This is a genomic window from Pseudomonas palleroniana (genome assembly GCF_003031675.1).
GTDB lineage: Bacteria > Pseudomonadota > Gammaproteobacteria > Pseudomonadales > Pseudomonadaceae > Aquipseudomonas > Aquipseudomonas palleroniana.
The window spans coordinates 20892-34286 of the sequence record NZ_PYWX01000045.1; the positions used below are offsets into that span (position 1 = coordinate 20892).

Annotated in this window: 6 protein-coding genes and 1 pseudogene; 3 read left to right on the forward strand and 4 right to left on the reverse strand. The window is 58.9% G+C overall.

Going from position 1 to position 13395, the window contains the following annotated elements:
• Window position 1: 1 nt before the first annotated feature.
• The 3 genes from C9383_RS15070 to C9383_RS15080 are packed head-to-tail and all read right to left on the reverse strand — an operon-like array spanning window position 2 to window position 9530.
• Complete coding sequence (locus C9383_RS15070; protein WP_235863279.1) at window positions 2–1327, reverse strand: phthiocerol/phthiodiolone dimycocerosyl transferase family protein; 1326 nt, start codon at window positions 1325–1327, stop codon at window positions 2–4.
• The gene (locus C9383_RS15075) at window positions 1327–2487 is read right to left on the reverse strand and encodes an FAD-dependent oxidoreductase (protein ID WP_090371749.1); all 1161 of its coding nucleotides are present in this window, start codon (window positions 2485–2487) and stop codon (window positions 1327–1329) included. The genes C9383_RS15070 and C9383_RS15075 overlap by 1 nt, the downstream gene beginning before the upstream one ends.
• Window positions 2484–9530: an amino acid adenylation domain-containing protein gene (locus C9383_RS15080; RefSeq protein ID WP_090371751.1), complete on the reverse strand. Its 7047-nt coding sequence runs from the start codon at window positions 9528–9530 to the stop codon at window positions 2484–2486. Before C9383_RS15080 ends, C9383_RS15075 begins: the two co-directional genes overlap by 4 nt.
• Window positions 9531–9980: 450 nt before the next feature.
• Between C9383_RS15080 and C9383_RS15085 the strand changes: the two genes are divergently transcribed.
• The 3 genes from C9383_RS15085 (at window position 9981) to C9383_RS15095 (ending at window position 12973) form a co-directional block, all read left to right on the forward strand.
• The gene (locus tag C9383_RS15085) at window positions 9981–10586 is read left to right on the forward strand and encodes an ATP-dependent Clp protease proteolytic subunit (RefSeq protein ID WP_090371753.1); all 606 of its coding nucleotides are present in this window, start codon (window positions 9981–9983) and stop codon (window positions 10584–10586) included.
• Window positions 10587–10967: 381 nt separating this feature from the next.
• Window positions 10968–11930, forward strand: coding sequence for a nucleoside-specific channel-forming protein Tsx (locus tag C9383_RS15090; RefSeq protein WP_090371756.1), 963 nt, complete (start codon window positions 10968–10970; stop codon window positions 11928–11930).
• Window positions 11931–11944: 14 nt separating this feature from the next.
• Entirely contained in the window at window positions 11945–12973 is a 1029-nt protein-coding gene (locus C9383_RS15095) for a purine-nucleoside phosphorylase (RefSeq protein WP_060755357.1), read from the forward strand.
• Window positions 12974–13173: 200 nt separating this feature from the next.
• Here C9383_RS15095 and C9383_RS28315 read toward each other — a convergent pair.
• Window positions 13174–13395: pseudogene (locus tag C9383_RS28315) on the reverse strand (IS481 family transposase); the annotation flags it as partial.

Here is a 13395-nt window from a genome sequence, read left to right on the forward strand (position 1 = left end):
GTCATTGCTCCTCACGAACGGATCGAGTTGGCTGATCAAGAGCGCACAGCAGCTCTCGAATGCACTCATCAGCCAGGCACTGTGCTCGACTGGCCGGCACGGCTTCATCGATGTGGGTGAAATTCCAGAACAGCCGGCCGTGGCTGCTGTTGATAGTTGCAACGAAATAGCCGTTGACTGAGATGCCCGTCAGAAACTGCGCTTGGGACACTTCCCAGGCACCGATCCTCTCGGGAAACGGGTAGCGCCCAATGTTCGACGAGCACAGATTGATTGGCCCCTCGGCTTCCATGAAAGCCATGAACGGACGGGCCTGTTCCACTGAAAGCGGCGCCGCCGCGACCACCAACGTCACCAGGTTAAAGTGGTGACCCTGCTGTTTACGCTGCTTCAGGTCGGTGGTGAGGGCACGGGCGATGTCCCAGAACGGCAATGCGGCGTCGACCACCGATGGGACGGTGGCAACGTAGGAGCCTACCTCGTCGCTACGCACGACAGGCTGCAACTCACCCCGAAAGTCGATAGGTGAGCCGACTGTAAAGAATCCCGGCTGCCTGTCCGCGTCACGCGCGGCCGCCAATACCAATGCCGCGGTCAACGCGCCGTGCACCGTTGTGCCTTGCTCACGGGATACGCGCGTGAGGACTTCAAGTTGCTGACCATCCAACTCTCGATGCAACAGACGGGTACGCCGCGCATCAAGTGCGACCGCCACGCTGGGCTCAACCCGGCCAGGTCGACAAAGCGCCATCAATGCCTGATCACTTGAAGTTTGCTCGGCGAGGCTCTGTTCCGCCGCCTCGCCGGTATACCGCGCCGGTCGCAACTCTTCCGCAGGTGCAAGCACCCGCGCGGTCCATCGCGGCGCGTGAGGGTCAGCTGCCAGGGTCAGCCATTGCTCGGCCAGGGACAATGCCGTCGTACCATCGGCAATGATGTGCGGCACCACTACCAACAGGTCATGCACGTTGTCTTCGCCACTGATCACCACGGCGCGGATCAGCGGCCCGGTGTCCGGGTCGACACGCTCCACCAGTTCACTGGTGTTGATTACATCCACCCACTGCTCGTCATACGTACCGCGAACAGTGCGTAAGGGGATAGGCCGCACGCAGGGTAGCCACCGAGGGTCCAGGCCTTGATCATGCTCGATCCTGGCGCGCAGCAACGGGTGTCGTACTTGCAATTCATCCAGACCACGACGCAAATCGTCGAGCTGTACATCGCCACGAACACGCACCCGGGAAATCACGTTCAACACCGAAAGTTGGTCACACAGCCAGTACCAACGCTCCACCGCAGAAAGCCTACGATTAACCTGTGTCATCACTCCACCCCCGGGAATGTCAGCGCCAACTCGTTTTGACGAGTGAAGGTGCGCTCCGGTACATAGCGAAAGTAGACATCACGTGCAAACGTACGCAGCGGATGTTCCAGTTGCTCGACGCAGCTCAGTGCCCGTGAACTTTCAACCATCGCCCGGGCACGATCACGTCGACGATCTTCATAGGCCCGCAAGGCCGCCTGGGAATCGTCAATAGTGGCCAGGCAGTGAGCCAGCACCGCGCCATCCTCAATCGCAATTGCCGCGCCCTGGCCCAGGCTGGTGAGCATCGGGTGCGCCGCATCACCGAGCAAAGTAACTGGCCCCGCACCCCAACGCTCAAGAAATGGACGGTCCTGGGCCGGTAGACTGGTGATCGTATGTTCGGGTGTAGCCTCGATAACCGCCTGCACTTCATCGGCCCAACCGGCATACAACTGCTGTATGCCCGCTTTGCCCCGGCGCCAGTCTCGCGCCTGTTCTGCGGGCATGTTCCGAGTACCCCACCAATAGACGTTGCCGCCCCCGATGTCCGCCAGACCGAAACGCTGGCCTCGCCCCCAATAATGCGCCACGTACCCCTCGGTTATCTTGGCGTGACTGAACGCAAGCGTGGCGCGCCAGATGATGTAGTGCCAGTCGGTGGGTTTCTCCGGCCCGGCCAGGGTGGCGCGAATAGCTGAATTGAAACCGTCGGCACCGATAAGAATATCAGCGTGTACCTCACGGCCATCGCTGAAGCTCACCACGACGCCGTCACCCGCTTGAACGTAGCCTGTTGCGGTAACGCCCAACTCAATCTTGCAGTCCGCCGTCTGTTCCAGCAGCGCCTGTTGCAGGCTGGCCCTGTGGATTGCCAGGTTGGGCTGGCCGAGCTGGCGCGACAGGTTTCCGAAATCAATCGACCTGATCGGCCGCCCGCGCCGCGTCAGAAACCTCAAGGACTCGAACGGTTGGGCTTCTTTGAAGTCCGGGGTCACACCAAGCCTGGCCAATGCCGTGAGCGCGTTGGGCATCAGCGACAGGGCAGAGCCGACCGCGCGTAATTCCTTGGCGCGCTCATACAGTTCGACATCAAAGTTTGCCTTGCTCAAACAGGCGGCAGCCGCCAGCCCACCGATCCCGGCGCCGACGATCACGATTTTCTTGCGTTTGCTGGTCATGGGCGATTTCCGTCGGTGTGGGAGGAAGAGGTAAGCAGCCCGGTTATCGCCGCCGCCACTGACACGACATACGGCTCTTTCATAAGCAGCAAGTGATCGCCCGGGACATCGATGACGGTGAGATTGCCGGTGGTCCAGTGCCGCCAGCCATTGCTCGGCTCGTTGTAATGCGTGCCGGCAGCGTCATGCATAGGCTTAAGGGAAGCCGGCAATGGCCCGTCGGCACGCAACAATGCAAAGTCGCAATCGGTTACGGGCGGGCGGTACTCCATCAACGCACGCCAGTTGGCCCGGAACAGCTCATACAAGCGCCGCACCGTTGCCCGCGGCGTACCCGCAGGCAGTACACCATTGCTGATGGCGCCCTCGACGATGTGGTCCAGCTTCTCGTTCAGGCTCAGCTCAGCCGGCAACGGCTCAACTTTCTCGTGGCTACGTTCAAACCAGACCAGCTCCCAGTAAAAGAACTGCAGCAAGGCATCATCTGATGCTCCCATGAAGCGCTCGCGATCAATCGTGATCGAGTCCAGGACGATCACTTGCTCTACCGATTGCGGATCAAGCGCCCGCAACTGGCGAGCCATCTCATAGGCGACAAACCCGCCGAATGACCAGCCCGCCAGCACGTAGGGGCCTTGCGGTTGTACACGACGGACCGCGGCCAGATATTCGGCAGCCATCTCCTCGATACTTTCGATCGGCGTACTACCCTGTCCGCTACCCGCCGCCTGCAAGGCATAGACGGGCATGTCAGCCGGCAACGCACGAGCCAGTGGCAAGTAGCACAGCACGTGCCCTCCCAAAGGGTGCACCAAGAACAACGGCGTTCGGCTGCCGCTGGCCCTGATCGGTACAAGCGGATCAAACGCCATCACTGCGCTGCGTTCACGCAGCCGTCCGGCCAGCCCTGCGACGGTGGGTGACTCGATCAAGGCGGCAATAGGAATATCGATGCCGAACCGTTTCTCAAGGGTCAGCACCAACCGCATTGCCGTCAGGGATGTACCGCCAAGCTCGAAAAAGTCGTCGCGAATGCTCACTTCCGGCACATCCAGCAACTCAGACAAAAGCTCTGCCACCGTGCGCTCATATTCATCGCGAGGCGCTTCGTATTCGACCAAGACCTCTTGAGCCAGTGGAATCGCCCGCAGGGCTGCATCGTCGCGTTTGCCGCTGGGCGTCAGCGAGAAACCGTCAACCCAGACGAAAAACGACGGGATCATAAAGTCCGGCAATTCGGCCCTAAGGGCCTTCTTCAATTCAACCAGATCGACCCTCCTCGGGTCTCCGGTCAGGAAAGCCGCAAGGAACGCGTCCGTGCCATCTCGATCCCGGGCGACCACAGCAACGCCCGCCAGGCCCGACTGGTGTTGCGCTTGGCGCATTATGGCCAGCTCGACCTCGACCGGCTCAATACGGAAACCGCGCACCTTGACCTGCGTGTCCGCCCTGCCGAGCCACACCACATCGCCGTTGTCCAATACGCGACCAAGGTCACCGGTGCGGTAAAGTTTGGCGCCCTCACGCCAGGGGTGAGGTACAAAACGTTCGTCGGTAAGTTGGGCAGCGCGATGATAACCACGGGCCAGGCACTCACCCCCGACATAGATTTCGCCGGTAACCCCTACAGGCACCGGCCGCATGCCAGCATCAAGAAGCTGGATCTCGACCCCGTCCAATGGCTGGCCGATGGGCGGCAGGGCGGGAAACGTCGCGGGATCTCCCGTCAACGAGTGGAAAGTCACCTGGTGAGTCTCGGTCGGTCCGTACTGATTCTCCAGCAACAAGCCAGGCATCGCCCTGCAGAACGCCCGGATGTCCTCGGTGATGCGCAACTGCTCACCGGACGACACCACAACCTGCAGGGCATTTGGTAGCAGGCCCAACGTGTTGGATGCTTCGGCCAACCGCTGCAAAGCGACAAAGGGCAGCAAGGCGCGCTGAACTTGATAGCGCTCAAGCAAGCGCAGCAGCGCCGCCGGATCAAGCCGTTCTTCGTTGGAAACAAGGCGCAGTTCCCCGCCGCCACACAAGGTGGAGAAGATCTCCTGGAACGACATATCAAAACTCAAGGGCGCGAACTGCAACGTGCTCAAGCCCGGGCTACCGCTGGGTACGCGCAGCTGCCATTGGGTGTAGTTGGCCCACATGCGGTGCGGTAGTTCGACGCCCTTGGGACGACCGGTGGATCCGGAGGTAAACAACAGCATGGCTAGGTCATCCATGGCCGGGGCTGCGAACGACTCAGGGGAAATGGGTGCAACGACTTCTTCCGCTTGCAAGACAATGGCGCTCGCAGCGACCCCGGCATGTTGCGGATGGGCAACCACGCGATAAGGCTGTGCCGTCTCTAGAATCAGCGCAAGTCGATGGGCGGGGTAGCTCACATCCAGCGGCACACAGACCAGCCCGGCACGCAGGATCCCCCAGATAACGGCGATCATCTCCGGCGACCGGTTCATCGCCACGCCAATGGCGGCACCGGGATGAGCACCTGCCGCCCTTAATCGGGTGGCCACGTAATGCGACACCTGGTCGAGTTTTTGATAAGTCCAATGCTCGTCATTGAAGGCTATCGCGCAGTTGTCTGGCTTCGCCAGAACCTGGCGTTCAAACAATGTGACCACTCCCACCAGCGGCTCTGGAAGCGGTGTGACACCCCGTGGCGGCGCGAGGAACGCGAAATCCACCGGGTCGTCAGGTGCATCGACCACCCGCCGCAGGACATCAACAAACGTCGCTCCCACCAAGTCCGCTTGTGCACGAGTGATCGAGTGGCCATCGGTATCGACACGCAGGTACATGCCATCGCCCACGGGATTGGCGATGGCACTTATGAACAACGAAAAATTAGTCTCTTCCCAGACCTCAAGATCTCGCAACTCATGCAGTGTCTCAAGTACATGCAAGTTCACGTAGTTGAACGCGGTGTGAAGCACGTCACCCTGAGCCTGCTGAATAGCGCTCAGTGGGTATCGGCGATGTCCGTGGCCATCGCGCTCCTGACGGAGTATCTCGTCGACAACCTCGAACCAGGATCGCCCGGCAGTTTGCGAACAGACCGGTACAGTATTAAGAAACAACCCCACCATCCGGTCAGTGTCCGCCAGGTCCGGCCGACCGTGGGTTACCACCCCGGTCACTACCGTGTCTGAGCGCGAGAACACATGCAGCGTGAGGCAGTGCGCAGCCAGGAGCAGCGCCTTCAACGGCACCGCGCGTTGTGCAACCATGGTCTTAGCCCTTGCCAGTAATTCGCCCGGCAAGGCGACCCATTGCCCCATGACTGACTCCTCACCCAGGAGTCGCTCGTGAGCGCGAAACCCGTCAAGCCTGGTCATTGACTTGCCATTCAGCAAGTGCGCCCAATAATCAGCCGTATCCCGGGAGGCGAGCGCGCGACGTTCCTCGCGCACATAAGTAGCGAGCGCCGGCGCAGTATCTGCTGCCAAGACCTGACCACGGTAAGCCGCCGCCCACGCCGCAATCATTGTTCCCACGCTCCAGCCATCCAGGATGGCGTGATGAAAGCTGAACACCAGGTCCAGCCCTCTCTCGCGGACAAATCCCGTGAAGAGGTAAAGCGACGGCTGGTCCAGCGCGTAGCGATGGAAGCGGCGCTGATGGACATGATCATCGATCTGCGCTTGCGCATCGGGAAGGCCCCTGAGGTCGACTATCTTCATCTGGCTGCTGGTCGATGCATGAATGCACTGCATAGGCTCGGAGCACCCGATCAAGTCGAATGAAGAGCGCAGTGCAGGGAATCGCTGCACGACGGTGTCAACTGCACGCCCAAAGGCTGACGCATCCCATGCCAGTTCAAAGCGATAGCGGAAGACATCGTGATAAATCGACGACTCGGGACGCTGGCTGGAATGAAACAGCAAACCCAGGCTGAGCCTGCTGACCGGAAAGGCGTCTTCCAGGCCCTCAAGTTTCGGGCGGTCCACTTCGCAGACCAGCTCAAACGGTTCTATGCCCTGAGGTAGGCTCGGCCGCACTACGTGTTCGGCGAGGCCGGCAACCGTCGGGTTGCGCATCAGGTCAGCCAATTTGAAACTCAGCCCGTTGCGCTCGGCCTTGGCCCGTATGCGCAGCATGAGGATCGAGTCGCCGCCCAGACTGTAGAAATCATCATGGACGCCAACGCCGGATACTCCGAGGACCTCACCCCAGACCTTCGCCAACAATGATTCAGCGGGGGTGCGCGGAGCGACGCCCATCGAATCCCGCTGTGGCAATGGCAAACATTTGCGATCCAGCTTGCCGTTGCTGGTCAAGGGGATCTGGTCGAGGCGCACAAAGAACGCAGGAATCATGAACTCTGGGATCACAGAGGCGAGTTCGGCGCGCAATGTAACGGCATCCAACTCGGCATCTGCCACGTAGTAAGCGACCAGGAATATTCCTCGAGTGGCTGATGAACTGGCCACCACTGCGGCACACCTCACACCGGGCAGGCGCTCTACATGATCACGGACTTCATTGGGTTCAACCCGGTTTCCTCGAATCTTGACCTGGTCATCGGCACGCCCCAGATACTCCAGGTTGCCATCAGCAAGCCAGCGCGCAAGGTCACCGGTGCGGTACAGCCTGGAGCCCGGTTTGAAAGGGTCGGGCACAAAGCGCTCTTGCGTCAGTTGCGGCCGGTTCAGATAGCCACGCGCGACCCCTGCACCACCGATATAAAGCTCGCCGGGTGCACCTGCAGGTTGTGGCCTGAAGCATTTTCCCAATACGTGGAGTTGAATATTATCGATCGGCTTGCCGATCGGCACCCGTAACAGTGGGCCGCCAACACACGCAAAGTCCGAGACATCAACGGTCGCCTCGGTAGGTCCATACAGGTTGACCAAGGCCACCGTGTCGCCAAAGATCCGCTTGAAACGATTGACCTGGGTCGGCGCGAGTGCCTCCCCACTGCAAAATACCCGCCGCAGGGTCACCGCCTGCTCTCGGGCCTTAGCGTTGGTCTCCAGCAAATCAAGCATTACCGACAACATGGACGGAACGAAATGAATCACAGTGACACTGTCACGCTCTATGGCATGCAGCACTTCGCGGGGATCCTTCTCCGCCCCGGGCGTCAACAGGGATAGCTTCGCGCCCGTAAAACTCCACCAAAACAATTCCCAGACAGACACATCAAACGATATGGGTGTCTTTTGCAGCAGCACGTCCGTTTCATCGATCGGGTACTCACGCTGCATCCAGTGCAAGCGGTTTACAACAGAGCGATGCTCGACCATCACCCCTTTGGGAGTACCGGTAGAGCCCGAGGTGTAAATCACGTAGGCCAGATGATTGGGGCCTGCCACCGGCAACAGGGGCTCGCCCGGCGCCAGCGGCATGTCGACCATCCGCAACACTGGGCAAGCCGCCGATGGCAGCGCGAGATCCACCACCAGGGCGACCCTGGCAGCACAATCTTCCAGCAACAGCTCTATCCGCTCCAACGGATAGTTGGGATCGATGGGCACGTAGGCCGCACCCGCCAACTGGATACCGAGAATGGCTGGCATCAGGTAGCTGCCCCGCTCGACCAGGACTGCCACGCGGTCGTCAGGCACCACACCGCAGCCGCGCAACCGGATCGCTACCTCCGTCGCCCGGCGATACAGTTCGGCGGCGCTTATTCGGTTACCGTCTGGCTCAATCAAGACAGTCTGCTGCGGTGCTCGCGCGACTTGTCCGGCAAACAGTTCAGGCAGCGTGATGTCGGTGGGGAATGGCTTGTCGGTAGTGTTTCGCGCGTAAACCAGGTCGTGGTACTCGCGGGCAGACAATGGGTCGACGTCCACTGCCAGCCGCTCGCCATCCGCTACCAAAGCACGCAGGAGCGTCTCGATGTGCTGCGCGGCAGCCACTATAGTGAAATCTTCATCGAAGATATCGCAAGCGTACTCAAAATCCAGGACCACATCGCTGTGGTCATCGAACTCCGAGACCCATATCGCCAGGGCATCCTGATCATGAGCGTGCGTTTGTGCCACGGTTTCACAGGTTACCCTGGGTATCGAGATTGCCTGCGGCCAGCGCATGTAGGAAAGGGTGGTGTCAAACAACAGCCCCGAGCCCCTGGCTACATCCCCCAACGGTATGCGTTGATGGCGCAGTAACTCCCGGGTCTCCTGGCGCAGTTTCGCGATGAATTCATCCACGCTCTGGCCCGGCAAGACTTCGATACGCAACGGCAACGTATTGGCGAAATGCCCGACCACCGCCTTCGTACTGCGGTCGGAACGGTTCAACACGGGAATCCCCAGAACCACTTCATCGACCCGGTGCACCCTGGCCAGGTAGAGCGCAACCGCCGCGCTGATAAACAGGAAAGGGGATTCACCACGCTCCCTGACCGCCGCGAGCAGCGATCGCTCAAGCGTGATGGCATGCCGTGAAGTGGCCCGTGCGCCGGCCGGTAGTTTGCGATTGAAGAGCGCAGGCTCGACGCCGCTCAGCATCGCAGAAAAATAAGCACGGTCTTCCTGGTACTGTTCGGACTGGGTGTATCCATCGGCCTCGATCACCGCAACATAAGACGTCGCTGGCGCGTCGGCTACTGCAGTGCCGGTCAACCTCAGATATTCACCGCGCACCTGGCCCATGAAGTTCTGCAAGCCCCAAGCGTCGCAGACGATGTGATGAGCACGGACATACACATACACCGACTCAGTGGCCCGCAGCAGGACCAGGTCCGCAAGCGGGCCACCGTCCAGGGAGTAGCTGAAGTCAAAGGCGTTGCGCAGCCAAGCCTCGACGTCGGCGTCGGGCTCCGATTCATGTGTGAAATCAACGATTGTTATGGGAATGTCTGGCTCTTCAGCGAGCCATTGAAAAGGTGTCCCACCCTCCTCCCCCAGCCGTAGACCGAAGGCATCAGTGCGCCTGGCAACCAGCGTCAGCGCATGGTGCAGTGCCTCCTCATCCACCTCGCCAACGAGCCGGTCGTAACAGAAGAGTGTGTACTGATTGTTCTCTGGGAACTGAGCAGCGGCAACCCAAATGTCGCGCTGATAAGGCGATAACGGACTACGGATCATCCCTGTATCCTCTTGAAGAAACTCCAAGGCGTGGCACCACGCATTTCGCCAACATGCCATCAAAAGCACCTTGGCTCGTCCTCATCCTGAGTACGACTTTATCCGTCAGAAGAGTGAGAAAAACTTCCACGCCTTTGTAAGATTTATCCGAGCGTAGAAGGCATTTCATTTTTTGCAAATCTAAAATTCACTATTTTCACCGCGCCAATATCGTAAGGAGGAGAATCATTTTCCCCTCCATTTCGCTGAGAATCGTAGAGATCCATCGGCATCCGAAAGCACAGCTGGCGCTGGAGTCAGTAGGTCCCAAAGGCTTTGACTTATGCACAACCCAGCGCCTAAAGTCGCAACGGTTTATGTGCCGGGAGTCGCTTTGCGCCCCTCGACACGGGGCATGCCCACGAGGATGGGGTGCCTAAAATGGAACTTTGAAAATGTCTAGGAGACGTTATGAATAACGACGAGCAAGAACAGGGCAGTAAGGATCAACAGGGCGCCGTCAGTGCCAAATTGATGGAGTATGCGATCAAGGCTCGCAAGGTATTCATCACCGGCGTAGTTGATGAGCGGATGGCAAAAGATGTCGTGCAACAGCTGCACATCCTCGCGTCCATCAATGATGATCCGATTTACGTCTTCGTTAACTCGCCGGGTGGACACGTTGAATCGGGCGACATGATCTTTGATGCGGTTCGTTTTATTTCCGCGCCAGTGGTCATGATTGGCTCTGGCAGCGTCGCGAGCGCGGGTGCACTTATCTACGCGGCAGCCAAAAAAGAAAATCGCTACTCTCTTCCGAACACACGGTTCTTGCTGCACCAACCGTCAGGTGGCTTTCAAGGACCGGCGAGCAACGTTGAGATTTACATGAATGAAATTGTCAGGATGAAAAAGCGCCTAGACAGTATTTTCGCCCACGCGACAGGGCAGACTGCGGAAAAAATCAGCGCCGACACTGAGCGTGACTTTTGGCTCAATGCCGAGGAAGCACTGGAATACGGCCTGGTGAACAAAATCATCGTGTCGGAAAAAGAGATCACGCCACCGGTCGCTTGATCACGAAGGTATCTTGCCGCGCAAACTCGATCAAAAATGTGGGGGTAGAGCCGCTCGCACATTTTTCACCGAGGATTGGCGGCAACTTCACGCCTGCCACACTCTGCGCTTTGATTGTCAGGTGAAATACCGGGAAAAAAAGCCTGCATCTCTGCAGGCTTTTTCACTATTTGGCTCCACGACCTGGACTCAAACCAGGGACCCAATGATTAGCAATCATTTTTGATCAAAAGGCCAATTAATTCAGATTTTTTTCATAGTGCTCAACCCTTTGAGCAAAGTTGGTACGCCGCGTGCAAACGTTTGCGGAATGAACTGGGCAACCCAGTTCACCTTACCCCGAGCAATCGGGTTCAAACCGCGTACGAATAGGGATTTTCAATGCACTCCACTTCAAGGCGTCAAGCTTGCTTTGGTGTTTCCTTGCTACTGGCCGCCGTTACGGGAGTACTCAGCGCACCCATTTTGGCGCAGCCGACACCGGTCGATGACTCAGCACAGGGCGAAACGCTCAGTCCTGAAACCAAGAACCCTGATGCCGGCCCCGCAAAAAAAGGCGTGTACCTGTCGGACTGGTTCAACCAGGACCTGACGCTGATCGGCAGCAAAGACATCAGCTTCGGCCCCAAGCCGCAAGATGACGTCTACCTGGAATACGAGTACTTCGGCCGCAAGGGCCCGTTCGAGCTGTATGGCTATATCGACGTACCGAAGATTCTCGGCATCGGTAACAGTAATGACAAAGGCGCGTGGGACCATGGCTCGCCCGTGTTCATGGAGCACGAGCCGCGGATCTCCATCGACTACCTGGCAGGTCGCAGCCTGGCCGTCGGCCCGTTCAAGGAATGGTACGTCGCGTTTGACTGGATCTATGACCACGGCAGCAATAAGTCCAACCGTGCCAACACCCTGTACAGCGGCCTGGGCACCGACATCGACACCCATTCGCGGGTCAACCTGTCGGCCAACTTTTATGGGCGCTACCAGTGGGAAAACTATGGCGCCAGCAATGAATACTCGTGGGATGGCTACCGTGCGCAAATGAAGTACATCGTGCCGATCAGTACGTTCGATAACGGTGCGGCGCTGACCTATATCGGTTTTACCAACTACGATTTCGGCTCAAGCCTGCACAAGGACAACCCGGCGCGCACCGCCAACGCGTTGGTGGCCACCAACGTGCTGCTGTACTCGTTTACCCATCTGCGTTTCACCCTGGTGGGTCGTTATTTCCACAACGGCGGCAACTGGGAGGATGGCAGCGAGCTGAACTTCGGCGAGGGCAACTTCCGCGCCCGCTCCGAAGGCTGGGGCTATTACGCCGGTGTGGGTTACCAATTCTGATCAAGGAGCTTTAGATGAACGTGCTTACCCGTCTCTCGCTGGCCATCGGCCTGGCGTTTTTGCCGCATGTGGTACTGGCCGATGCGCCTGCGCCGATCAAGCCGAAGGTGATGCTAATCACCATGTTCGCCCCTGAGGCGCAAACCTGGATAGACCGTCTGGAACTCAAGCAGGAAGTCCGCGTGCCAGGGCTTTCCGCCGAATACCCAGTGATACGCTGCAACACTCAGGCTGTTTGCCTGCTGGTCACCGGCATGGGCCAGACCAACGCCGCCGCTTCCACCCTCGCCCTGGCCTTGTCGCCCAAGTTCGACCTGCGCCAGAGCTACTTCCTGATCGCCGGGATTGCCGGTATCAACCCCAAGCACGGCACCATCGGTACAGCCGCCTGGGCCCATTACCTGGTGGAATTCGGCACCCAGTGGGAGCTGGATTCGCGCGATGCACCCAAGGATTGGCCGACGGGTTACATCGGCATCAATACCAAGGGGCCGAACGAGAAACCACCGCTGGACTACAAGACCGAAGTGTTTGAGCTCAACCCCAAGCTGCAAGCCAAGGCGTTTGCCTTGTCGCAGAAAGTCGAGTTGAGCGAAAGCAAGGAATCCAGCGCCTGGCGTAAACACTACCCGTCCGCCCCGGCCAACCAACCGCCACAGGTCACACGTTGCGACACCCTGGCCGGTAACACCTGGTTCTCCGGCACGCGCCTGAGCGAACGCGCCGAGGTCTGGACCCGCTTGCTCACGGACAATAAAGGCGAATACTGCACCACCCAGCAGGAAGACAACTCCACCTATGAAGCCCTGCTGCGCGCCAGTCGCGAAGGCCTGGTGGATATCCAGCGGCTGGCCGTGGTGCGTGCGGGCTCCGATTTCGACCGGCCTTACCCAGGCTACAGCGAGGTGGACAACCTGTTGAAGTACGCAGACCAAGGGGGGTTCGTGCCGGCACTGGAAAACCTGTACCGCACGGGTAACCCGCTGGTACAGGCGATTCTGAAGAATTGGTCGGCGTGGGAAAAAGGCGTTCCAGACGCCTGATAAAGATCAAATGCAGGGAGGGCTGTAGAACACATGTTCTGTAGTGAGCGGGCTTGCCCCGCGCTGGGCGGCGCAGCCGCCCCAAACCTGGGCGCCTCGGTCTTTCAGAAACACCACGGCGTCCTTGTTGGGGCGGCTGCGCCGCCCAGCGCGGGTGTAGAACCGTAGACATCGTTTACATCTGAAACCGGGGACATCGTTTACACATTTGAAGCTTGGACGCGAGTCATTCCCCGTCCAAGCCTCCCCAAGGGATAGTCACACAGGTAAAGATCCCAGACATCATCTTCAGTCTCTTTCAGCCCTATTCGTTCTCCAGCTAGCGCTTCGCTAACGAATACCAGCTTGCCCTTCCACATTATCGAACCGTTCTGCCTGACGCTTCGAACCAACATTTCCGCCGGGTATTCCAAATCCGGCAA

Coding starts and splice junctions, on each gene's coding strand:
- C9383_RS15070 (WP_235863279.1), bottom strand. CDS start 1,327: ATGACACAGGTTAATCGTAGGCTTTCTGCGGTGGAGCGTTGGTACTGG.
- C9383_RS15075 (WP_090371749.1), bottom strand. CDS start 2,487: ATGACCAGCAAACGCAAGAAAATCGTGATCGTCGGCGCCGGGATCGGT.
- C9383_RS15080 (WP_090371751.1), bottom strand. CDS start 9,530: ATGATCCGTAGTCCGTTATCGCCTTATCAGCGCGACATTTGGGTTGCC.
- C9383_RS15085 (WP_090371753.1), top strand. CDS start 9,981: ATGAATAACGACGAGCAAGAACAGGGCAGTAAGGATCAACAGGGCGCC.
- C9383_RS15090 (WP_090371756.1), top strand. CDS start 10,968: ATGCACTCCACTTCAAGGCGTCAAGCTTGCTTTGGTGTTTCCTTGCTA.
- C9383_RS15095 (WP_060755357.1), top strand. CDS start 11,945: ATGAACGTGCTTACCCGTCTCTCGCTGGCCATCGGCCTGGCGTTTTTG.